Origin of the sequence: Flavobacterium frigidimaris (assembly GCF_002217275.1) — a bacterium.
Lineage (GTDB): Bacteria > Bacteroidota > Bacteroidia > Flavobacteriales > Flavobacteriaceae > Flavobacterium > Flavobacterium aquidurense.
In genome coordinates this window covers 48,880-73,835 of sequence record NZ_MUGV01000007.1, presented here as the reverse complement: position 1 = coordinate 73,835, position 24,956 = coordinate 48,880, and the positions used below count along the sequence as shown (strand labels likewise).

Here is a 24,956-nt window from a genome sequence, read left to right as displayed (position 1 = left end):
ACAATTTTAATTTACTTTTACCTTAATCCAAACATAATCTCAGTAAAGTAGATGAAAAAAATAATTCTTTATATCGTTATCATTTTTGCTTTTTCTAATTGTCAAAACAAAAAAGAAGAAACCAATATTGCTTCTGAAGAAATTAAGAATATCAATGAAATTGTTGAAGCAATAATAATTCAGGATAGTTTGAATGTATTTTCTAAGAGTCCGGATTCTATAATGTTTTGTAGCCAACTTAGAAGACTAAACATATATATTCCCGAAAAAAGGCATGATGGATTAACTCCTCCAGCTCCTCCGCGAGGTATTTACATCACTTCATTATTAAGCGATAAAATAATAGGCGAAAAATTTTCAACTCAAGATTCTTTAGGTTTACTACAACAAAATTCAAATCCTGAAAAACTAAAAATTGAAAACAGTCTTATTCATAAGTTGAAAACGACCACAGTTGAAAAAGCATTAAAGAGAAGAAAAAACACTAAAATGTTTAGATTTTACGAAATGACAATTCCTGTTTTTTCTCTTGACAGAAAGAATGCTTATGTCAAGTTAGATTATTATTGCACTGGTCTTTGTGGAAGTGGTAAAGCTATATATCTGAAAAAGCTAAATGGAAAATGGAAAATAATTGAAAAACGGGAAACTTGGATAAGTTAACCATAAAAATAAGGTATCCAAGTTACATAAATCCCAATTAAAAAAGGACTTGGTTCCACCTATAGAATTGAAAAACTCCATCAGCCGCGGCTGATGGAGTTTTTGATATTTTATTTTGAGATTTAAACATTTCGCTCCTCTGGAGCTTTTAATAAATTGCTCAATTCTCTTCTATAAATATTTCGCTCTTCCAGAGCTGAAAATCTTTTTATTGTATATTTTGAAAACTCCAGAGGAGTTTAATGTTTATAGAAAATAATAAAGATTAGGATCAAAGCCCCAGAGGGGCGACATATGAGTTGACAATTTTAATTTACTTTTACATCCAGAACAGAAACCGGAATACCATTTCGTGTCGTAGCCTTCAACTGAATATTTTCTTTCTTCCCATTCGACTGAATAATCGCAATACATTTTCCATTAAACAATTTACAAGAGCTGGCTTTAAAAGAATCCAAATTGGCCTGATAACCGTTATCAACACCCACTAATTTTCCTCCGCCCGAAACTTCAAAATTGATTAAATCATTTGCATTTGGCAGAAGATTTCCATCTTTATCAACAATAGAAACCGTTACATAAACCAAATCATAATTATCATTTTTAATAGTTGGTTTATCTACTTTTAAATCTATTTTGGAAGCTACTCCCGCGGTGTTAATTGCTGCCTCTAAAACTACTTTTCCGTCTTTTCTGGAAATCGCTTTTAGTGTTCCCGGTTCAAATTTTACATGCCATGAAATATGCAAATCATCATTTTGTTTTGTTTTTTTTCCGAGAGATTTTCCGTTTAAGAATAGTTCCACTTCATCGGCATTATTGTAGTACGCCCAAACATCAACTTCTTGTCCTTCCTTCCAGTTCCAATGCGGAAAAATATGCAAAACTGGTTTAGTGGTCCATTCACTTTGGTACATATAATACACATCTTTTGGAAGTCCGGCCAGATCAATAATTCCGAAATAAGAACTTCTTGCCGGATACGGATATGGATCTGGTTCACCGATATAATCGAAACCGGTCCAGATAAAAGTTCCTGCCATGAAATCCTGTTTCTTGATCGTTTTCCAATTCTCTTCGTGAGTTGCACCCCAATATGATTTTACCTGATCAAAAGCCGAAACGGTCCAATCTGCATTTCCGTCAAAAGCAGCACCATATTTTGTTGGCCACGCTTTAACGCCATCCGCAGGAAAATCATAATGGCCACGAGTTTCCAAAGCCGAAACACTTTCAGAAGCAATGATTTTTTGTCCTTTAAAACGCGTTGGAAAATCTTTGTAATCTTCGTGTTTGTAATTGAATCCCAACAAATCCAAAGCTCCCGATTGATAAATGAAATTTTTCTCGATAACATTTTCTGTCAAAGCAGAAGTTACCGGACGTGTTGTATCTAATGATTTTACAATTTGTGCCAATTCTCTGGTAATGGCAATTCCGGTACTGTCAAATTGTTCCCTGATTTCGTTACCAATACTCCACATCATTACAGACGGATGATTACGATCTCTTTTGATAAAATCTTCTAAATCTTTTTTATGCCATGCATCCCAGTCTTTGTGGTAATCGTTGGTTACTTTTTTCTTTTTCCAAACATCAAAAGCTTCGTCCTGAACAATGAAGCCCATTTCGTCACACAATTGCATCATCTCTAAAGAATGCGGATTGTGCGACATTCTGATGGCGTTGGTTCCCATTTCTTTCAGTAAAGTCAGTTTTCTTCTCACTGCATGAATGTTTTCTACAGCACCCAAAGCACCGTTATCGTGATGCAGGCAAACACCCAAAATTTTCATCGGTTTTCCATTTAATGAAAAGCCTTTTTCGGCATCAAAATTAAAATAACGAACGCCAAGTGGTGTTTCGTAACTATCAACCAAAGTTGATTTCTCATAAATTCTAGTGACAATTTTATACAAATACGGATTCTCTGTATCCCAAAGGATCGGATTCTTTAAAGTGAAATTTTGAGTCTTTTTTAAAGTGGCATTTGGCGAAATTTTCTCTGTTGATTCCGTTTGCGTTACTTCAACATTATTCTGATTTAAAATAGAAGAAACTATTTTGAATTCCTTTTCCGTTTCCGCAGCATTCTTTACCTCAACTTCTAAATGAACCGAAGCTTTTTCTTTTGAAATTTCAGGTGTCGTTACAAAAGTTCCCCATTCTGCCACGTGCAATTTGTCGCTGGCCACCAATCGCACATTTCTGTAAATTCCGGAACCGGTATACCATCGAGAATTGGGTTGAGCCGAATTATCCACTTTTACGGCGATGACATTCTGTCCTCCAAATTTCAAATATTTTGATAATTCATAAGAAAAGGAAATATAACCATTCGGACGAATTCCTAAAGAATGCCTGTTTATAAACACTTCGCTATTTTTAAAAACACCATCAAATTCTACAGCAACCGTTTTATTTTTCCAATCCTGCGGAATTGTAAATGTTTTACGATACCAGCCCATTCCTGCAGGCAAAAATCCCTGTGCTTGTTTTGTTTTACTGTCTTTGTCAAAAGCGCCTTCAATACTCCAATCGTGTGGCAATTGAAGCGCTCTCCAGTCTGAACTATTAAAATCAGATTGAATAGCCGTTGGATAATCGCCTATTTTGAAATTCCAGTCTTTATTGAAATCTTCGATTATTCTGGCATTTTTACTTTTTGTGGCGCAGGCTGCGAGTAGTAATAATGCTAGTATTATTGTTATTTTTTGTAGAATGTTTTTATTCATAAATTTATTTTTATAATCCACTTTCGTGTAGTTTGTCATTCCGAGGAACGAGGAATCCCCGCAAGTAACTCCGCACAGAAAAACGGCCAATCTTTGTCGAGCTTCTTGTGGGGATCCCTCCTCCGTCGGGATGACAAGATTGTGGTTACGTTTTGTTAATTCTATCACACCAGCATTTTTGTAGAGGCGCACAGCAGTGCGTCTAACACACAGTATGTCCAATTGGAACGCAGACGCACTGCTGTGCGCCTCTACAACTCTTTACTCTTGATTCTTTTCTCCTTATTCTTTGCTCTTTATTCTTTACTCTTTTCTCTCCTTACTGAAACTCAAAAGAATCCAACATCAATCCTTTCAAATCATCCCCTTCCAACGTAATTTTATACGTTCCCGCATTGATATATCCTCCCGAAGTCGTATTTAAAACTTTCCATTTTTCTGGTGATGGAAAAAATTCTATCGTATCATTTCGCATCAAAATTCCGTACGCATCTTCCATTTTGAATTTTACTTTTAATGGCGTTTCGTTTCTGTTCATGAATTTGAAACGCATTAAATAAATTCCGGCAACACCGGGTTTTACTTCAAATTCAATGCTGTTATTGGTCTTTTTGGTGAACTCAATATAATCGGCTTTTTTGAAATTTCCTTTTACGATATCAGTTCCGGTTGTTTTGGCATTTTCAGCTTCTAAAACTAAAGTCTGACGCGAATCATCTTTTTCGCCCATATCGTAATTTGGAACCACAATAATTGAATTCACAACTTCTGAATTATCAAAAAATACTTGTTCTCCCTTTTTTACTTTTTTTCTAAAGATAGAAAACTCGACACCAATACTATTTTTAGCCGTTTCTTCTATTTTTTTATAATCCGATAACCAGGCAAATTGTGTTTTTACTTTATTATCAATCAGCATATAAACATCCGAATCTTCTTTGACTGTAAACGAACCTTTATTTTTGGAATTGGTTGAAAACTGCACATAATCTGCTCCAAAAACTTCAGAAGGTAATTGTGTAAAAACAATTTCCGAATATAAATATTGTTTTGAATTGATATCCAACCAGGAACCTATTCCTCTTGTACTTTTATCAAACGTTTTTAAAACAAAATTTTGAATGTTTTTAGGAGATTCGTCTGCTGGTCTTGCGTGAATATCTTTGGTAGCAATCGCAATTGCTGAGATAATGGCTTCTCCCGCTTTTGCATTTGGGAAAGAAATTCTAATTTTTCCTCCTATACTTTTTATTACGAATGTTTTCTTCAAAGCTTTGTCGTGACCGACTTCTGACCAGATATCAAAATCTTTTAAAACTACATTGTCATTAATCGCCACATCAAACAAACGCCAGCCTTTGCAATCTAAGCCGCCACCGGTTCCGTACCACGGCTCTGTAAAATACAATTCGACTACATATTCTCCATCAGGCGCAGGAAATTCATAACTCAATTTATCTGCTCCGTATCTGAAACTTTGAAATAAAGCCTGATCTTTTGTTCCCGAAATGGGGTCGAAAGTACTTCTTTGACTGGCATAAAAAACAGGTAGTTTTTCAAATTTATCTGTCCACGATAAAGATCCCCAGGTATTTTGTCCGCTTTTGTGTGTATCGGTCAGCCAGGTATTTCCATCAACATCTGTGCATTCAGAACCTCCACAGTTCACTCGGTAAATATAATTGTATCCTTTTTTCGCTTTTGTAATATCCGCCTGATCTGCATATAATGCTTTTAAATTGGGTGCTTTTGGAAGTGTATTCAAAACCACATAATCCTTGGCAACCGCTTTTCCGTTTACGTAACCGACCGCATATAAAACATTGTATTGAATATTGACATTATTAAACTGAAAGTGTTGTCCTAACCCCGGATTTTTCAATTTGCCTAAAGATGATTTATTAACATCGTTGAACAATTCTATTTCATCACAATTCGAATAAATATCAATTCCGCTTTTTATTCCTGCCGATTCCCAACGGTTTGACCACGAATGCGAAACAATATAAACCATCGGATTTGTTTTGTTCGAAACATAATTGGCGCGGTACATATAATACGCATCCAAAGGTTCACCCCAAACGGTAAAAAGTCCTTTGTAATTTATCGGTCCAACTTTATCAATATCTCTGAAACCTTCTCCGTTTTGAGAACGCCCCGGATTTTCGTGCGAAGCAAAAAGCCAGTTAAATTGTCCCGCAATTTTATCTTTCACCGATTCGGCTTCACGGACTTTGATTTCCATCAATTGCGAAAATCGGTTTTCACTCAAAATTCCTTTTTGATCAAATTCACCTTCCGTGTGTAAATCTGCTGTTCGCCAGGCGCCATATTCTCCGTTTAAGAGTTGCGTACTCATTTCGAGATGGTATTTTGAAGGATCGCCTCCGTAAGTTCCAGACCAGTTTTGAACGACATTCCAGTCTGTTCCTTCACCTCCGTTACAAGTGGTTACGATTCTTTGAGAAGCGGATAGCGGATCCATTTCACGGATAATCTTCGTGCATTCTTCTGCAAATTCCTTCGGAATCGTGCTTTCATTCTGCAATCCCCAAAGTACAACTGACGGACTGTTTCTGCGTTCCTTAATCCATTCTCGCAATAAGGTTTTGAAATTCTCTTTAAATTCTGGCGTGTCGTACCAAATATGTGCCGAAAACTGACTCCAAAACAGGATGCCGTTTTCGTCTAATTCTTTTTGATATACTAAATTATGAGGCTGATGTGCTTCTCTGAAAGCATTAAATCCGGCCGCTTTTATTTGCTCGATTCTCGCATGAATTTCTTCATCTGAAAACGAATGACTTTTTCCGATCAAATGTTCGTATTCGCAGGTTCCGTTTACAAACAAAGGTTCGTTGTTAATATAAAAACGATTGTCTTTTCCGTCACGACTCACTGGCCAACTCACCCAACGGATTCCATATGGCGTTTTTAGCTCGTCTATTTTTTTTCCTTTTTCATAAATAGTAGTCACCAACTCATATAAATAGGGACTTGCCGGCGACCATAATTTCGGGTTTACAATTTCCGGAAGTGTTTGTGCTATTTCTTTTGTTTCTCCTGAAATGTTTTTGATATCGCTTTTACTTATAGCAACCTTCTTTCCGGCAGCATCAAAGAGTATATTTTCAATCGTTACATCGCGATTTGCTTTTCCGTAATTTTTGATTTCAGTTGTCGTATGAAGAATCGATTTTTCTTTCGAAATCGATTTGTCATTCCAGATATGAACACCAAAAGGTTCGATACGAACCTCATTTGTAACCACTAAAGAAACGGGTCTGAAAATTCCCATTGGCTGAGAACCTTCTGAAAATCCCCATTCGCCGGAACATCCACCACAAACCCACGGAAGATCTGCAATAAACGAAGGATGTTCTGCTTTGACCATCATATTATTTTGACTATCAAAAGAAACGGCATCTGTAATATCGATTGTAAAAGTCGTGCGGCCGCCTTTGTGCCCGCCTACTTTTTTTCCGTTTACCCAAACTGTGGCATAGGAACTAACTCCTTCAAAATACAAAAAAAGGCGTTTGCCTTTATCTTTTTTATCGACACTAAATGTTTTGTGATACCAGGCAGTTCCGTGCAAATTGCCGTGTTTCATTCTGCGGTAACCGTAATATTGATCCCAGTTATGCGGTACGTCTGTTCTTTCCCAATTTGCATCAATTTTAGGATTGCTCACAAAAGTTTCTTCCTGTTTTAAAGGATCGCTAATGATAATAGTTTCCCAAGATGAATTCAGTGAAATTTCTTTACGCAATTTCGCTGAGTCACTGTTCTTCTGGCTCCTGGCTGAGCTGAAAACTAAAAAAATGCAAATAAAAAAAACTATTTTCTTCATGTTATTTTTACACCATATAAGTTATATAAGGTCATTTAATTTATCGCCTTTGTCATTTCGACGGAGGAGACTCGAGCGCTAGCGACTGGCGAAGCAAATCCTCGCAAATAACTCCGCAGAGATATGTGATCAATCTTTGTAACGCTTCTTGCGGAGATCCCTCGTTCCTCGGGATGACAAGATTGTGTGTTTTATTTTTAAGACGTAGCAGGTTTTGAAACCTGTCACGTCTAAATTAACAACGAGTTGCGTGAGGGATTGAGGCGGTATCCTTTTGCGAAGTGGAACGGAGCAAAAGATATAGCCGAAAGCCCGACCCGGAGGGACACGCCCAAATTAAAAATTTTATTCTTAATAGAACAACCAATCAATTGCTCCTTTTTCTCCTGCATCAATATAGCCGACATCGCGTGGCGTTATGGTTTGGTTTGCATCTATAAATCCTAAAATCAACACTCTTCCTTTTCCTAAATTCAATTCATTTTCTCCCGGCTGAAAGGTGTAGGTGTGAATGTTTACACGCGGCAATTCTTTAAGATTCATGGCACTTGCCAAAATTACTTCGGCCTGACCGTAAGCATTTCCGGCGGCGTCTGTTTCTAAACTTGGCGGAAATAAAAATCGCTTTTGATCTGAATTGAAATACCCAACAACCAGTTTTACAGCTTTGGTGTTTTTGAATTTTAAATGTGACCCATTTTCGTTTTGTGCTGTTTCCTCAAAAGCAATTCCTTTTAGGTTTTGCAATTCAGGTGCTATTTTTATCAATTCTGAAATTGGTGTTCCGTAAACTTTTGTACCCATTTTTACAGCATAAGTTCCTTTGCTTTCACTTAGTAAAGTTACATCTGCAGTTTGCCATGGTTTTCCTTCTTTGGTTGCAATTTTTCCATCTTTTGATGTTTTCAACAAATCCAGATTTCTCTTGAAATTTACCAATTCTCTTTCGTAGTGTGGCAATAACTCTGCCCATGTTTTATTGTTTCCGTCATCACCACCAATCGGAATACGGCGTTGTGCGGTTTGCATGCTGTTCGCGTACCAATAATGATCTTTCGTTAAATTTACTAAAAGCTCATAATATTCGATGCTTTTCTCTAAATGCGGAAGCGCTTTATCAAGATCTGAAATATCATTTGAATAGCTGTAACGTAAAACCAGTAAGGCCGCTTTTACCTTTTCTGAAAAGAAATCGGCGAAAGCCTTATAACAATGCATATCGTTTTTAAGACGTAAAAACTCGTCTTTGTCTTTGGTTACGCTTGGTTCTGCTTTGTCGATTGCTTCAACAGCCAGCCTTCCGTGTTCTGTGATTTCAGCAATAATCTGAGTTGGAAGTTCACCAACATGCGGTTCGTGATTCCATTCTTTTTTAGAATATTCCAATAGCAATTCACCAACCGGTCCACAAGATTCATGGAAACCAGGATAAACACGCCATTTTGCCGGATTTACCAATTGGCTTTCGAACATTCCTAAAAGCAAAGTCTGACGATTTCCTTCTGTAATTCCGAAACGTCTTAATGTTTTTGGAGCAATTTCTCCCGATTCATCGTATGCTTTTTGAATGTTATTTGCTGCTTCAGTATCTGTACCGTATTTAGCCGCTAAATCTTTATCCCAAAATTTAATCTCTTCGTTTCGGTCTCTTTTGCTATCCCAGGCATATCTTGCCCAGGCTTTGTACCAAATCCAGTCACGATCCATTTCGAGTAAGCGTTCGCCGGTTTTGGTTTTATCGGCAGAATATGGCCAATCCCAATACGACGCCTGCGGATATAAGTGTAATGCATTCGCTCCGTGCGCGCTGTGCATTGCTTTTACCGTTTTTTGGATAAAGTCTGGCGAACCATATCTAAAAGGTTCTAAGTTTGCCAGAATGTGCACATTCTCAATATGAATCGATTTTAAGGCACTTAACTGTCTGTGCGTTTCACCCCAGGGTCCGCCTGGCGTATAAGTCGTTAAAGATTCTCCAGTATATTTACTTTCTGTGTATAAGTTTTTATATAATGGAAGCGATTTTTCCATCACCAAAGGTCCATCAGTATCATGCGAACGTAAAATAATTGGCGGTTCGTCTGTTCTTCCTAATGCTTTCATACCATCCTGAACACCCGGAATAATCGTTTTGGTAAACCATTCGACATCATCATCGACCGTATTTATGGCTTCTCCCAAACAAACCATTAAGCCCACATTTGGATATTTTTCGATAAATGCAGCAATTGATTTTCGGGTATAATCTGAAAGTAAAGGTGTAATTGGACGCGAACGATCCTGCGTTTTCATATTATAATGCTCCGCAAAAGGCTTGGAAACAATAATATTATAAAACATCTGAATGACCCAGATTCCTCTTTTATTGGCTTCTACGGTAAGAAATTTATAAACTTCTTCGTTCTTTTTGAAATCTTCGTCGCTTACTTCAACGGCAAACGGATACTCTTTCAATTTAACCAAAGAGGCGAATGGATGTCCGTTCCATAAATACAAGGAATTCATTCTGTTCTCTACCAGCATGTCCAGATATTTTATCCATAGCTTTTTATCGTAAAACCACGGAAAAGTTTCAGGTGTATACGGATATTCGTAAACATCACGTCCGGGAAGGTAAACTGGTTTCTGCATTCCGATACAGGCACCTCTTAATACCATTTCCGGACTGTCGTCAATATTAATTTCTGACGGAAGTTGTCCTGCACTTTTAATTCGGTCTGCCAATTCCATTGCGCCGTACAAAGTTCCGCTTGCATCTGTTCCTTCGATATAAATGATGTTTTTTTGCGTACGGATTTGAAAGCCCTCTTTCTTGATTAATTGACTATCGTCGATTTTGGCAGCTTTTGAATTTTGCTTCCAAAACTCCGTTCCTTTTTCGCCAATAACAATGACTTTGTCTTTTGAGTTTTTAGTTATTTTATCTGTAACAATTACTTTGAATCCTTTAGTTGATGCTATTTCAGATAATTTTTCAACTCCAAACTGAGCTCTTGGCGATTTTGGATCACTAACAATAGTGATATTTTGCGCTGTTGCGAAAGTGGCGTAAAAACATAAAAAAAGTAAGCTGAAGTATTTCATGGTATTGTAATTTTATTCTTAAATATTAAATCTGCCAAATCTGCTTAAATCTGTGTAAATCTGCGTGCAATTATTTCACGCAGATTGGGCAGATTTAAGCAGATAAACGCAGATTAAAAAGTGTGAACGGTACTGTTTAACTTTTACATATTCAGCACTGTATTTTGATTTATTCCTGAAATTATTCTTGCCACAGATTAAAAGATTTACACAGATTATAAAATCCTTTTAATCCTGTAATCTGTGGCTAAATAACTTTTAATTCTGAAAAATGTTTTTTAGGTACGCTACGTTTCCACCGTAATTGACTTTTACATTATGCACTTGTGTTACATCTCTTGAACGCTCTACAATTAACCACCCGCTCCACTTCATTTCATCCAGCGTTTTTTTAATTTCCGGCATGTTGATCATCGTATCATTTTCTAACCAAACTTTATCGGTGTTTGAAGCGTGAATTTGTGCCAAATGTTTTTTGCCTAATATTTTTAGTTCCGATGCAATGTCTCTTCCGTTATCTGCTGCATTCGCAAAATTGAAAGAGCTTTTAATGTGTTTCGAACCAATTTCTTCTAAAAGTTTTTTCTCTTCGGTAGCATTCAGTGAAGTTTCAATAGCAATTACGCCTCCAATTTTCCCTACTTGTTTGCCTGCCCATTTTAGTCTTTCAATAACAATCGGACGCAATTCCGGATTTTTAACCAAATCACTTTCTGTTCCCAACGGAAGATAAGCCACTTTTACTTTCATGTCTTTCATTGCTTTCACGCAATCATTGATCATGGGTTCGATGGTTTCTCTTTTCGCAAAAGACTGTGCATAGAATCCGGACATGGCGATAGAACTGATTCCCACTCCCAATTCTTTAGATTTATCCAAGAACTTTTGTCTTTCCACCGGATCGCCCAATTTGCTGTCAAAAGTTGGTCTTTTTCCTAAACCTCCCATATCCAGTTCTATTCCGTCGGCTTTGATTTCACTAGCCAAACCAAAAGCACCTAATTTTTGTCTTTTTAAAATCATCCAGTCACAAACCGCAACTTTATATTGCTGTTTATTTTTTGATGATTGAGCTGTGGCGCAGCTAGTAAATGTTGTCGACAAAGCAACAAACATTACAACGAACAATTGTTTTAAAAATGACTTCATGCTTATTTTTTTTATTGCCACAGATTAAAGGATTTTAATGATTAAAAAAATCTGCTAAATCTGCTAAATCTGCGAGAGTAAATTTTTTCTCGGAGATTTCGGAGATTAACTAGAATAAAAAAATCATTTTAATCTTTTAATCTGTGGCAAAATTTTATTTATTCCTCTTCAGCCTTAACTGCTGTTACGGTTTTGTTTTCGTCTCCAGGCCAGATTCCGTTTTTGATTGGAAGTGCTTTTAATTTACTTGGATCGATTTTTACATATTTTAATTTTTCTCTTCTCCACGTATAAACAATATGCACCATTCCGTCAGAACTCTGAATTATCGATGGATAGGAATATTGACTGATTTTTGAATCTTCTAAAACCAAAGCCGCCTTCCAATTAATTCCGTCATCCGAAATCGAAACATTCAAAGGTGTTCTTGGCCCTTTTGCTTCCGTTCCCGGAGGCAATACGTGATTGTAAACCAATAAGTGTTTTCCGTTTTTAAGCGTTACTGCGTCGGTTCCTGAGTTGTTATTTGGAAGTCCGATCAATTCTACATCAGACCATGTTTTTCCGTTATCTTTTGAGAACGTACTGAAGATCGCTCTGTTTCTGGTTCTTCCAATAGCCTGAATACTGCCATCTTTGTGGAATAATATACTGGGCTGAATAGCATTTATTTTTTGCTTTCCTCTCGGAAGCGTATCGCCCATTACCCACGTTTTTCCAAAATCAGGAGTCGATTCCATACGAAGTCTCCATCCATCACCTTCGATACTTGACGGACATAATAAAGTTCCGTTGCTTAATAAAACAGGTTTATTTTTGATTGGTCCTAAGAAACCATCTGGCATTTTTTTAGCCTCAGACCATGTTTTTCCGCCATCAGATGAAGTTCTGATTACGCCCCACCATTCCGATGGTTTTGGTCCAATTTTGTAGAAAAGCATTAAATCGCCACCCGGAATTTGATACAGAACCGGATTCCATGTTGGTAATCTCGGACCTTCTTTCATAACGCCATCGGCAACTTTAACGCCTTCACCCCATTTATCACTTCCTTTCGGCTTGATGCTTACATAGATACAAACATCAGGATGTCTTTCGTGCGTTCCTCCAAACCAGGATGAAACTAAATCGCCGTTTGTTGCTTCGACAATTGTAACTGCGTGGCAAGATGGATACGGCGCTTTATCATAGATAAATTCATCAACTAAAATTCCTTCTTTCCAGGTCTTTTTTTCCAATGCAGATTTACAACTTCCTAAAAGCAATAAACCAAATAAGACAAAAGTTATCTTTATAATCTTCATTCTTAATTTTATTTTTGAATTAATTTTTTTGATTTTTTATGCACTACTCATAATTTTTCGTGCAAAAATATTTATTAAGTGTAAAAATGACACTAAAAAATTAGAGATGTATCCTGTACTGTCCCGAATTAGTAAAATTAACGCTTGACACTCACATTATAGGTACCTGAAGGTAATGTTAACATCAAATTATTACCGTCGATTTTATACGTTTCAGCAATTATCTTTTTACCATTCAAAATAACATTTGAACTAGTTGTTGTTGGTAAATAAACCAAAGCTGAAGTGTTCGCAGGAACAGTAATATCCCACTGTAAATTGTTTTTGCTTTTCTTCCAGTTGCTTTTTATCAGTCCGTGAATGGATTCGTACGAAGCGTTTACATAAGTCAGTCCCGCAGCAAAATCAGGTTTCATGATAATTTGTTTGAAACCCGGAGTTTCAGGATTACTCTTGATTCCGGCCATATTTTCGTAATACCAAATCAGTAAATCGCCCAACAACATCACATGATTTTGAGAATTCATACTAGGATCTGCAGTGTTTCCGTTCCATAATTCCCAAATGGTTGTTGCACCATTTTCTACCATAAATCCCCAACTTGGGTAGGTTTTATTAGAGGCTAGTTTGAAAGCCAAATCTCCTCTTCCAAAATTGGTCAAAGTTCGCATCAAAAATTGCGTTCCGATTACGCCCGTACTAATGTGACCCATTTTCGTTACCTCAACTTCGTGCACCATATTTTGAAAAACCTTCTCTTTTATATTTTCAGGAACCAGTCCGAAAGCCAAAGGCAATACATTTGCTGTAACCGTATTATTGGCATAGGTATTCGTTGCTGCATTCAAATATTTTGCATTGAATGCTTTACTAATTCTTTCTGATAAATTATTGTAATATTCAATATCCGCATCTGCGTTTGAGATTTTGGCAAACTTTTTCATGATTCCCAACAACTGATAATAAAACGCGCTCGATATTAATCCGCCATCTGTTAAACGAGCCGGATCTTTTGAACGAATTAATTCTAAGGATTCCGGCGGCACACACCAATCGCCATATTTATCCTTATCCATTAAATCGTTTAACAGATAATTTTCTTCCATGTACAACATCCATTTTTTCATGTATGGATATTGTTTTTTAATCACTTCCTGATCTGCAAATTGTTGGTACAACATATCAGCAACCGTAATATAAGTTCCAGGCCATGTCACATTATCACCGTAATAACGCCAAAATGCCGGCGCAACATCAGGTAAGCCTCCATCCTGGGTTTGAGCATTTTTTATATCATCCAGCCATTTAGCATATAGAGTCTGATTATCGAATAGAAAACTTTCGCCATAAGCACCCGTTGTTCTGTCTCCCAACCAAGGCTGACGCTCGTTACGTTGCGGGCAATCGATTGGCATTCCTTTGTAATTTCCTCTGATTCCCCAATAGGCATTTTTGAAAATCTGGTTCATTATAGCATCCGACGATTCGAAAGTTCCGGTTGTTTTAATGTCATCGTAAACCACTTTTCCGACAAAATTATCTACAGTTGGTTTTGTTGGAAATCCCGAAACCTCAACAAAACGGAATCCGTGAAATATAAATCGAGGCTCCCAGATTTCTTCGCCCTCTCCTTTTAAAGTATAAACATCGGTGGTTTTTGCATCACGCAAATTGGCAATATACAAAGCGCCATCAGCTTGTAAAGATTCTGCAAATTTCATCGTAACCTGATCACCGCTTTTTCCTTTGACTCTCAGTTGCAGCCAGCCTACCATGTTCTGACCCATGTCTAAAATATAAGTTCCTTTCGCAGTCGCTTTTATAGAAATTGGTTTTACCTCGCCCATAATTTTCATGTTCGGCGTCATTTGCCCTTCATAAAAACCACCTGGTTCCTGCACATATCTCGCATTTACCCAGCTTTTATCATCAAAGTTGGTTGTATTCCAGCCTTTCATTTCCTTACGGGCATCATATTCTTCACCATCATATTCATTGTTGGACAAAATAGGTCCGTCAGTCGTTACTTTCCAGCTGTCATCTGTTCTAATTATGACTGTGCTGCCATCTGTATATTCAACAAACAATTGCAACGCCATTTTTGGCAAGCCAAATGATTTTATTTTATACGGTTTATAGTCCTGACGCATGGCGAAAAAACGTCCGTTTCCTAAAATGGTTCCCAACATATTTTTGCCTTCTTTCAATTGCGAAGTCACATCAAAAACATTGTATTTTACGTTTTTTGTATAATCTGTAGGAACGGGCGCCAAAACCTGATCGCCAATTTTATTTCCGTTAATGTACAGCTCATACAAACCCATTCCCATGATATAAACCTTGGCATTTTTAACCTGTTTTTTAAGGTTTATTTCTTTTCTTAAATAACGGGCAGATAATCTCGCGTACTGAGAAACGCTGTCATCCTTCGATAATTTTTCATATCCAATCCAACGGGTCGATTTCCAGTCCGCATAAGTTAAAATTCCGATGCTGAAATGGGCGTTATTATTTGATTTTACCTCGCCTTTATTGGTCCAGATCGCTACTTTCCAAAAAACATCTTGTCTGTTTTCTAATTTTTTTCCTTTATAAATAATATTGACCGCTTCATTACTTTCTACTTTTCCGCTATCCCATAAATCGGCGTTATTAGCATTTAATTTTTCTAAGGTGGAAGCCACTAAAATTTGATAAGCGGTTTGTTTTACATCGTTCACCTCTGCATTAATTTGCCAGCTCAATCTTGGTTGCAAAACATCGATTCCTTCCGGATTGTTCAGCATTTCGCTTTGCAAATTGGTAACGCTGATTTTATTTTGGGCTTTCGCCGAAAGTGTGAAAAGTGAAATGATTATTGTTAGATGTAAAAGAAACTTTTTCATAATTTTATTTTTAATGCTTTGCGGTGATTTTTGTTTCACGCAGATTTAAAAAAGATTTGAGCAGATAAACGCAGATTTAATTTTTCTTTTGTCATTTCGATAGAATTCAAGATTAAAAAAATCAAATTAAATCTGCCGAAATCTGCAAAATCTGCGTGAAATAATTTAAGATTTACTCCGAAACCAACTTCTCCAATTTCTCAGAAACCGCAATTTCCTTACCGTTTTTCAAAATTCTAAATCCTTTTCCTTTATGATATTTTTCTCCGGTTTTATCCCAAAGAATCGTGATGATATTGCCGTGATACAAAACATTATCCAGACAAAACCAATCCCATTTTTCTTGTGGAATTAACGGATTCACTTCTATCTTTTCATCTGCTCTTGGTCGTAGACCTACCAATCCCGTAATCATTAAATCATTAAAAGTCGAATGATTATAATAACGGCTGCGTTCTCTTTCGCCCATTAACCAATATCCTGTCGTCTCATCCAGATATTCTCCCAAATAAGGTCTTCCGTGGAAATATTGTGATTCTACATACAAATTCATTTGTTTGAAATAATCTGGTTTACCCACAAAATTTTGATCGTAATTATTCAATACATTGGCCAAAGCGGTTAAGGTTTGTGAACTCGCAAACGGCCAAATTGCACCGTCCCATTCACAGGTTCCGGATCCGTGTGTTCTAAAACGCGGACTTCTTCTTTCTGCCGTTGTTAATCCGAATGGCGCTGAAAATCCTTTTTCATCCTTAATTTGCTCCCACGCTTTTTCAAAACCTTTTCCTTTTTCAGGAAGATTAAAATACCACGGAATAAATCCAATCGCTTCTCTTACTTGCGCTAAAGTATCTTTCTCTGTAAACGTTTCAAAGAATTCACTTTTAGGATTCCATAATTTTGTTTCAACCAATCTCTGGAGTGTATCGGCTTTCGCTTCAAAATAACTTTCCTGTTTGGTGTCACCTTTCAACTTTGCTATTTTAGCCAAAGCGGTTGCGTTTCCAAACATATAACTGTTGATCGTTGGGCGAGCATTTCTGAATTTCCTGGCCCCGCTTAAGGATTCTTCCATTCCGTCTTTTACATCAAACTGCCAGAACAAACCATCCTTGCGTTTTCTGTCACCTTCCCATGCTGCATATTCTGCCACTAAATCCGGATACATGTCTAATAAAAATTTATCATCTTTATTTACCAAATAGCTATTGTACAAAGCATCAGCCGTCCAACTACTAAAAGTACGAAGCTTTTTCATTGGTTTGCCATCATTTCCTCTGAACCATAAATGAACATCTTCTTCTAAATATTGCGGATTGTGTAACCATCGAAATTCATTAATGTGATGTCCCAAAGCACAACTGATCATATTGTATTTATCAGCATAAGAACGGTCTACCAAAAATTCTGTGATCGCATATCCCTGTGGTGTTTTTTTGATGTGTTTTCTCGCGCTCCACCAACGGAAATAATAAATTTCCTCAAAATTTTGCTGCGGACATTCAAACAACGGAATATTCTTTTCTATCCACGTCCACGCAGAATCATTCGGAATAGCAAATTTTAAATTTTCATCTTCCATCGTGTTGAAATAATCAACATAATGTTTGAAGTTTTCCTGTTTTAAAATTGCAGCAGTGCTTTTTGAATGGCCTGCTCCGGACTTGCAACTGCTTAAAGTTGCAATCAGGATTACGAAAGCTATTATTTTGTATTTGAAATTTTGTAACATATTCTGAATTATTATTCAAATTTTATTTTTCTACTCTGTTTTGAATTGCCTCCTGCTTTAGCTGGAGGTCAAAATAAATGATCTTAAATGGCTTTAGCCAAAATGCGTAGTTCGGCTAAAGCCAAAAACTTTTGTCTAAATTTTATTCCTCCAGCTAAAGCAGGAGGCAATTCAGACATTCTTTATCTATAGAGATACCTACAAGGTTTTGAAAACCTTGCAGGAAACCTCTCTAATTCCCTTTAAAAATATAAGTCTGTCCCGCCTTCATCTGAACATCATATTCATTATAATTTGGCAACACCACTTTCTTCAAATTTGCTTTATCTGAAATAATCGGTTTTTTCACTTCTACATCATAAAACAACGGATTCGGATTTTTCCCTTTTGCTTTTTTAATGGATGTTCCTTTTCCGGCAGTTAAAGTATTTTCTACTTTCAAGCGACAGTTTCCTCCTATTTTAGAATAAATTTTTAGCTCAGAAACTTTATTGTTTTTCCAGGTCATATCAATTACAAAACCACCTCGTGATATTAAGCCTTTAATGCTTCCATCTTTCCATACACTTGGTAAAGCAGGCAATAAATGAATCGCATCTTCCTGACTTTGCATCAACATTTCGGCAATTCCGGCCGTACATCCAAAATTTCCATCAATCTGAAACGGTTGGTGCGCATCTAACATATTCGGATACGTTCCTCCTCCTTTTCTTTGTTCTGCTGTAACCAAATGCATTTGGTCCTGTAACAATTTATACGCGTGATTTCCGTCTAATAATCTCGACCACCAACACACTTTCCAACCCATTGACCAACCTGTAGATTCGTCACCTCTGTAATTTAATGAGTTCTTGGCAGCTTCAAATAATTCAGGTGTTTTGGTTGCCGAAATCTGGTTACTCGGAAACAAACCGTATAAATGTGAAACGTGTCTGTGTTTGTCTTCCGGATTATCCCAATCGGTTTGCCATTCCTGCAACTGACTGTATTTTCCAATTTTCATTGGTGGCATTTTTGCCAAAGCTTCTGTTAGCTTTTTATTGAAATTCTCATCCGGAGCAACCAATTTTGAAGCTTCGATTACATGCGTAAACAAATCAAAAACCAGTTGATTGTCCATGGTTGTTCCCGAAGCAATGGTTGCTTTTCCAGTTCCACCCGCATGTGTATTTTCCGGAGAACTTGAAGGAACAACCACCAAATATCCTGTATTCGGATCGATAATCATAAAATCTAAAAAGAACTCGGCTGCACCTTTCATGATCGGATAGATTTCTTCCAGATATTTTTTATCTCCTGAGTATAAATATCTTTCCCATAAATCCTGACTCACCCAGGCGCCACCAGTTGGCCACATTCCAGACGCGGCAGAATCTACCGGAGCGGTTACACGCCAAATATCAGTGTTGTGATGCAAAACCCAACCGTTTGCATTGTACATCATTTTTGCTGTTTCATGACCGGTAACGCTCAACTCTTTTGCCATTTGAATAAAAGGCTCGTGCATTTCTGAAAGATTGGTTACTTCTGCCGGCCAATAATTCATCTCGGCATTAATATTTGTGGTGTATTTACTGTCCCACGGCGGCGTTACCATATCGTTCCAAATTCCCTGTAAATTCGCAGGCTGACCACCCGGTTGTGAACTTGAAATTAAAAGATAACGTCCAAATTGAAAATATAACGAAGCCAATTGCGGATCGAATTGTTTTGAGAAATCCCTGATTCTTTCGTTTGTTGGTTTCTTCGCCGCATCGTTTGTTCCTAAATCAAAAGAAACTCTGTTGAAGAATTTTTGATAATAGGCAATATGATCTTTTTTGATGGTTTCAAAATCTTTGGTTTCGGCTTTCGCCAAATACCCTTGGCTCTTCGCCACTTCATCTTCTGAAATATCCTGATAATTTTTGAAATTGGTCGCGATCGAAATATAAAGTGTTACTTCATCCGCTTTATTAATGCTTAAAACTCCGTTGCTTGAAGAAACTTCTCCACCTTTATTTTTCGCAACTAATCTTCCCTGAAACTTAACTTTACCCTTTTGATTCTCGAAATTAGTTCCGATTCCCGAAAGCAAAATTTGATCTCCCTCTGACGCAGAAACGGTTTTATCAATAGGACTGTTCATGAAAACGTTACATGTAATTTGTCCCGGTTTATTGGCTGATAATTTCACCGCAATGACTTGGTCTGAAAACGCAGTCAAAATTTCTCTTGTAAATTCAACGCCATTTACGCTGTATTTTACTTTTGCCGTAGCATTTGAAATATCTAAATCTCTGTAATAATTGGTATATTTTTGATGTCCCGGAAACGAAATATAAACGCTCCCAAAAGTTTGATACGGCATTCCGTCATTGGTTTGCGACATAATATCCTGCGTCGCCAATTCCTGTGCTTCATCAAATTTTCCATCAAAAATCAACTGACGAACAATGGGCAAAGCTTTTATGGATTTATTGTGCGCATTGCTGTTTGGTGAACCCGCCCAAATGGTTTCTTCGTTCAATTGCAAACGCTCCACCGCAGGATCTCCAAAAACCATTGCTCCCAAACGACCATTTCCCAAAGGCAATGCTTCATTCCAGATCGCAGCAGGTTTATCGTACCAAAGTTTTAATTCGTTGTTGGTTTGCGCCGTTGCTGCAAACGAAAAAATTCCAAAACAAATCGCAGTTATTTTATTTCTTAACTTCATAATATATTTTTCTTTCGCCACGAATTCACGAATTGACTCTAATTATTCTTTGCGTTTAATTTCTCAAATTACTATAGCCACAGATTAAAAAATAATTCGTGAATTCGTGGCTATCTTTTTTTATCTTACTTTTTAACTTCATAAATCTTGTTATTCTTCTCGCCAAACATTTCATATAATTTGTCGATATCTTTCAAAGCATTTTTAGGTAAATTTTCGGTTTTATTTCCAAAAACATATAATTTGTCATACGGTTCAATCACACAAGTCGATTCGTCGATTTCGCCTTTTGCATTTTTAACTTTGTTCAAATCCAAACCTAAATATTTCGCCATAAACGGATACAAAGCCATACGTTTTGAAACTCCAAAATCATGCCCTTCATTAGCAAAATGAGCATTTTCTACCATATCTTTTTTACCATACAATTCATAGGTTCTTTGAATAAAAGGGAATTCCAATTCCGGAACTGCCAATGTCCAGTCTTTTCCATCCGAAACAATTAATTGTGGTTTTGGCGCCATCATCGCTGAGATTTCAGCATTGTTGGTTCCGTTTCCACACAGATGAATTCCACGACCGCTCTCGCAAGGACAACCTCCCGAAAAATGAGAAGAAACCATTACCACCGGAGCAGAAACTGTAATCCTATCATCCAAAGCGGCTAAAAACATCGTGTGCGATCCTCCGCCAGAACCTCCGGTTACACCAACGCGCGTCATGTCAACATTTTTTTGAGTTGACAAATAATCCAATAAACGGATTCCGGTTAGAACCTGAACCGTCGATGCAATACTATTTCTGTGAGTTTGTTCCGGGAATTGCAATAATGATTCTCCCCAGGCAAATAAGTCATAACTCACTACAATTGCTCCCATTTTGGCCATCATCGCACAACGGTATTGTTCGTCTTTTCTATATCTTCCGTCTCCAAAATGTCCGTCAGGCGTTAAGATTACCGGCGCTTTTTTATTTAAAGGATAGGGTTTGTAAATCGAACCCGTTGCATAAACGCCTGGCAAAATTTCCAAACCTATATTTTCGACACTGTAATCTTTGTAAATTCTTTTTGGTGTTAAAGTTGGTTTTGATTTCGGCATTGGTGGTGCTTTATCCAAACCAAAAGACGTAATCATACACGCTTTAATTTCTTTTTTACGCTTTTCCCATTCGGATACATTCGAATATAAAGTAGTCAAATAATCTAAACGCTCTCTTCCCTTATCAACCGAAACTTTATGGTTTTCATATTTTCTGATAATATAAGTTCCGTCGGGTTGTTTGAAATACATCAACTCAAAAGGCGCTAAAATGTTCGTTAAGGAAATCGCCAAATTACCCGGCTCAATTCTCCAATCTGCATAATCTAATTCTTTTCCTTTTAATAAACCTCTGTCGTCATTAATGGTAACATGAAAAATAGTTTCGATCTTTTTCAGGGTTTCTGAAACTGGTTTTCTAAAGTTTTCATCAGATGTTACCTGCGCATTTGCAAATGTCGCAGTAAAGAATAATAATAGGTATATTTTAATTTTCATCATTTTATTGTGTATTAACAAGCTTAGATTGAACGCGGATAACACGGATTCGCTAAAGCGAAGACGCGGATTTGCGCGGATTTTTTTTATTTTTTTAAATGTATTATTACTTTATTCTATTATTCTAAAAGCATTTTTTTTATCCCGTAGGGATTTCATATTGGTAGTACTAATAATTCCCTACCTTTCATTTGTCCCGTTAGGGACTATATAAATTTCGATCTTTTGTTAAGTCCCTAACGGGACAAAATAACTCCGACAACTTTTTTTCTACCAACATTAAATCCCTACGGGGTACTAAAATTTAAAAATCCGTTTTTTATCCCGTAGGGATCTTATATCGGTAGACCAATAACCCCTACCTTTCATTTGTCCCGTTAGGGACTATATAAATTTCGATCTTTTGTTAAGTCCCTAACGGGACAAAATAACTCAGACAATTTTTCTCTACCAACATTAAATCCCTACGGGATAAAAAATTTAAAAATCCGTTTAAATCCGCATTTTTACGAAGTAAATCCGTGTCATCAGCGTTCTATATTTTACATTCAATTGTATATTTCCCAGAACCTAATTCTAAATTTTTAGCAACTTTTCCGTTGATTTTTATTTCTGTATTTTTCGAAACAGGCAATTTTATTGTGGCTGATGTATTCACCGGGATCTCCACTTTCAAAATCAATTTTCCCTCTTTCTTTTCCCATGCCGAAGCAATATCTCCATAAATCGATTGGTAAGTTGCTTTCACAAAAGTCATATCACCCACCACTTCCGGTTGAATAAAGAAATGTTTGAAACCTGGTTTTTTATTGTCCGGAACAATTCCGGCCAAACTTTGATAAAACCATTCTTCAATTTGTCCCATCATAAAATGATTCCATGAATTTCCTTTTCGCGGATCCCATTGTTCCGTTAGAGTCGTTAATCCAAATTTTATCTGAAAACCATAACCCGGCGCATCGTAATGATTGTTCATTTTGTACATCATTTCGTTTTCGCCATTTTGAGCCAAAGCCTGAAACAAATAACGATTTCCAACATCACCTGTGGTTAATCGGTCGCCTTTTGCTTTTATATCTGCCATTAAATTTTGCATTACAGCCGCTTTATACTGCGGTTCTACAATATCCATATAAACCGGAACAGCATTACTAAACTGGCTGTTGGTGCCATATTGTTTTGTTTCCGGATTGAAGAATGCCGCGTTGAAAGCCGTTTTTATATCAGAAGTTAAAGTTTCATATTTCGAAATATCTTCTGTTTTACTCAACAACTTTGCTGCTTTTGCCACCAAACTCGCTCCATAAAAATAATGCGAAGTGGCTGAAAGTGCAATCGGACTATTTTTTGAATATCCTGCTGCGTGCGTCCCGTAATCGTACCAGTCTCCTAAACCGTACGACAAAATATGATTCGTCGCTTTTGTCCCTAAATAATCAACATACTTTTTCATTACCGGATAATATTTCTCTAATAAGGAAGCATCGCCGTAATATTCATAATACATCCATGGCAAAATTACTCCGGTTACGCCCCATTCCGGAGAATCGGTAAAATCGCCTCCAAAAACTACATACTCAGGAACTATAGTCGGAATTAAACCATCCTCTCTTTGTCCATCTGCGATGTTTTGCATGATCGCCGGAATATAACTTTCCAGATTATAATTGAACATTAATCCGGGTCCGTTTAAGTGAATTTCTTCTAACCAACCTAATTTTTCGCGTTGCGGACAATCAGTAAAAACACTCTGAAAATTACTTTTTATGGAGTTATTAATCAGTTCGTGTGCTTTATTGAAAATTACGTTTGAAGACTCAAAAGTTCCCGCTTCTCCTGCCGAATTGTAAATAAAATTCGATTTTAAATCTACCAGCGTCGGCAGATTTTTATCTTCGCTTTTCTCATAATTGATATTTTCAATCTGAACATATTGAAAACCGTAATAACTGAATTTCGGCTGCCATTCTTCTACGCCTTTGCCTTTTAAAGTATAATCGTAATAGTATGGTTTGCCGGATCTTCCCTGACCAATTGTTCCGTCGTCGTTCAATCCTTCACCGACCCAAACGCGAACGGTTTGCCCTTTTTTTCCTTTTACTTTTATGGTTGGAAATCCGGATAGATTTTGTCCCATATTAAAAACATAAAAGTTAGGTTTCAACTCTTTTACTTCTTTTATGTCATAGCGTTTCTGAATCGTAATTGGCGGTGCAGTCTGTGCTCTTAAAACTCCCTTTGGCGCTTCCTGAACCATAATTGGTTTCCAGTTTGCATCGTTAAATCCTTTCAAATTCCAGCCTTTTTGTTCTAAGTTGGCGTTGTAATCTTCACCTCCAAAAATACTGTTGTATGTAATCGGACTTTTGCTGTATTTCCAGCTTTGATCTGATTTGATGATTTCTTCGGAACCGTCTTTATACGTCACTTTCATTTTGAAGAATAAAGTCGGTGGACCAAAACTTACAAAAAACTTGGTATATCTTTCTGCCAGTGTGTTGTACATTCCGTTTCCTAGCAGCACGCCAATTACATTTTCGTCCTTTTGCAATTCGGCTGCCGATAATTCGTAGGTATTATAATTTACGGTTTTGTCGTAATCTGTCCATAAAGGAGCAAATTCACTATTGCCGATTTTCTTTCCGTTAAGCGTCAATTCATAATGCCCTAATCCCGAAATATAAACTATAGCTTCCTTAATTTCTTTAGCAACAGTAAATGATTTTCGAAGCATGATACTTCTGCGTGAAAGTGAATCTGAGGCATTGATTATGGCATCTTTTTTCTCTCTTTTATACGTTGCAGAATGAAAATTTCTGCCTTCTGGCAAATGACTATCGGCTTTTGTAATCGCCCCAATCCAGGTTGGATTTAAGTCGGATTCATCTGGTGCAATTCTGAAAAAAGCAGTTTTACTCCATTTAGAAAGTTTACCTGTTTGATTCCATACTTTCACTTTCCAGAAATATTTGGTTTCGGTTTTTAAAGGACTTCCGCCATAAGCAATCTGCAAATTTTTGCTGGAATTTACTCTTCCGCTGTTCCAGATATCACCATAGTCATTTTTCAGTTTTTCTTCAGAAGAAGCCACTAAAATCTGATACCCGATTTGTGATGAACTATATTCTTTTGAAACCAATTGCCAGCTTAATCTGGGTTGTTTTTGAATAACAGCCAATGGGTTTTCTGTCATTTCACAAGTCAAATGTACAGTAGCAATTTGTCCATTTGAAATGAACGTCACTAGAAGAGAAAAGAGGAATAATATGTTTTTTAAATTCTTCATTTATTATTGTTGAGAATTAGAACGCG

11 protein-coding genes are annotated in these 24,956 nt (G+C 36.9%); 1 reads left to right on the top strand and 10 read right to left on the bottom strand.

Annotation, left to right across the window (positions count from 1 at the left end; all coding sequences use genetic code 11):
• Nucleotides 1-51: 51 nt before the first annotated feature.
• On the top strand, nucleotides 52-663 hold the full coding sequence (locus B0A65_RS03265; protein ID WP_074659275.1) for a hypothetical protein: 612 nt from the start codon (nucleotides 52-54) through the stop codon (nucleotides 661-663).
• Nucleotides 664-971: 308 nt separating this feature from the next.
• Here B0A65_RS03265 and B0A65_RS03260 read toward each other — a convergent pair whose 3' ends face one another.
• From B0A65_RS03260 to B0A65_RS03215, 10 genes are all read right to left on the bottom strand, one after another.
• Entirely contained in the window at nucleotides 972-3,398 is a 2,427-nt protein-coding gene (locus tag B0A65_RS03260) for a sugar-binding domain-containing protein (RefSeq protein ID WP_074659674.1), read from the bottom strand.
• A gap of 319 nt (nucleotides 3,399-3,717) precedes the next feature.
• On the bottom strand, nucleotides 3,718-7,251 hold the full coding sequence (locus tag B0A65_RS03255; RefSeq protein ID WP_074659274.1) for a malectin domain-containing carbohydrate-binding protein: 3,534 nt from the start codon (nucleotides 7,249-7,251) through the stop codon (nucleotides 3,718-3,720).
• 351 nt (nucleotides 7,252-7,602) lie between these two features.
• Nucleotides 7,603-10,335, bottom strand: a complete 2,733-nt coding sequence (locus B0A65_RS03250) for an alpha-d-galacturonidase (protein WP_074659273.1) — start codon at nucleotides 10,333-10,335, stop codon at nucleotides 7,603-7,605.
• 258 nt (nucleotides 10,336-10,593) lie between these two features.
• Nucleotides 10,594-11,484 carry a sugar phosphate isomerase/epimerase family protein gene (locus B0A65_RS03245; RefSeq protein WP_083370420.1) on the bottom strand — a complete coding sequence of 297 codons (891 nt, stop codon included), beginning with the start codon at nucleotides 11,482-11,484 and terminating at the stop codon, nucleotides 10,594-10,596.
• A 158-nt stretch (nucleotides 11,485-11,642) separates the two neighbouring features.
• On the bottom strand, nucleotides 11,643-12,788 hold the full coding sequence (locus tag B0A65_RS03240) for a sialidase family protein (RefSeq protein WP_074659271.1): 1,146 nt from the start codon (nucleotides 12,786-12,788) through the stop codon (nucleotides 11,643-11,645).
• 137 nt (nucleotides 12,789-12,925) lie between these two features.
• On the bottom strand, nucleotides 12,926-15,673 hold the full coding sequence (locus B0A65_RS03235) for a glycoside hydrolase family 78 protein (protein WP_074659673.1): 2,748 nt from the start codon (nucleotides 15,671-15,673) through the stop codon (nucleotides 12,926-12,928).
• Nucleotides 15,674-15,845: 172 nt separating this feature from the next.
• On the bottom strand, nucleotides 15,846-17,408 hold the full coding sequence (locus tag B0A65_RS03230; protein WP_074659270.1) for an MGH1-like glycoside hydrolase domain-containing protein: 1,563 nt from the start codon (nucleotides 17,406-17,408) through the stop codon (nucleotides 15,846-15,848).
• Between the two features lie 232 nt (nucleotides 17,409-17,640).
• Nucleotides 17,641-20,106, bottom strand: a complete 2,466-nt coding sequence (locus B0A65_RS03225) for a glycoside hydrolase family 95 protein (RefSeq protein WP_074659269.1) — start codon at nucleotides 20,104-20,106, stop codon at nucleotides 17,641-17,643.
• Nucleotides 20,107-20,231: 125 nt separating this feature from the next.
• Nucleotides 20,232-21,647, bottom strand: coding sequence for an alpha/beta hydrolase family protein (locus B0A65_RS03220; protein WP_074659268.1), 1,416 nt, complete (start codon nucleotides 21,645-21,647; stop codon nucleotides 20,232-20,234).
• Nucleotides 21,648-22,179: 532 nt separating this feature from the next.
• Nucleotides 22,180-24,930, bottom strand: a complete 2,751-nt coding sequence (locus B0A65_RS03215) for a glycoside hydrolase family 78 protein (protein ID WP_074659267.1) — start codon at nucleotides 24,928-24,930, stop codon at nucleotides 22,180-22,182.
• Nucleotides 24,931-24,956: the final 26 nt, after the last annotated feature.

Excerpts from the sequence above, each read along its gene's own strand:
- B0A65_RS03265 (WP_074659275.1), top strand. The coding sequence starts at position 52 with ATGAAAAAAATAATTCTTTATATCGTTATCATTTTTGCTTTTTCTAAT.
- B0A65_RS03260 (WP_074659674.1), bottom strand. The coding sequence starts at position 3,398 with ATGAATAAAAACATTCTACAAAAAATAACAATAATACTAGCATTATTA.
- B0A65_RS03255 (WP_074659274.1), bottom strand. The coding sequence starts at position 7,251 with ATGAAGAAAATAGTTTTTTTTATTTGCATTTTTTTAGTTTTCAGCTCA.
- B0A65_RS03250 (WP_074659273.1), bottom strand. The coding sequence starts at position 10,335 with ATGAAATACTTCAGCTTACTTTTTTTATGTTTTTACGCCACTTTCGCA.
- B0A65_RS03245 (WP_083370420.1), bottom strand. The coding sequence starts at position 11,484 with ATGAAGTCATTTTTAAAACAATTGTTCGTTGTAATGTTTGTTGCTTTG.
- B0A65_RS03240 (WP_074659271.1), bottom strand. The coding sequence starts at position 12,788 with ATGAAGATTATAAAGATAACTTTTGTCTTATTTGGTTTATTGCTTTTA.
- B0A65_RS03235 (WP_074659673.1), bottom strand. The coding sequence starts at position 15,673 with ATGAAAAAGTTTCTTTTACATCTAACAATAATCATTTCACTTTTCACA.
- B0A65_RS03230 (WP_074659270.1), bottom strand. The coding sequence starts at position 17,408 with ATGTTACAAAATTTCAAATACAAAATAATAGCTTTCGTAATCCTGATT.
- B0A65_RS03225 (WP_074659269.1), bottom strand. The coding sequence starts at position 20,106 with ATGAAGTTAAGAAATAAAATAACTGCGATTTGTTTTGGAATTTTTTCG.
- B0A65_RS03220 (WP_074659268.1), bottom strand. The coding sequence starts at position 21,647 with ATGATGAAAATTAAAATATACCTATTATTATTCTTTACTGCGACATTT.
- B0A65_RS03215 (WP_074659267.1), bottom strand. The coding sequence starts at position 24,930 with ATGAAGAATTTAAAAAACATATTATTCCTCTTTTCTCTTCTAGTGACG.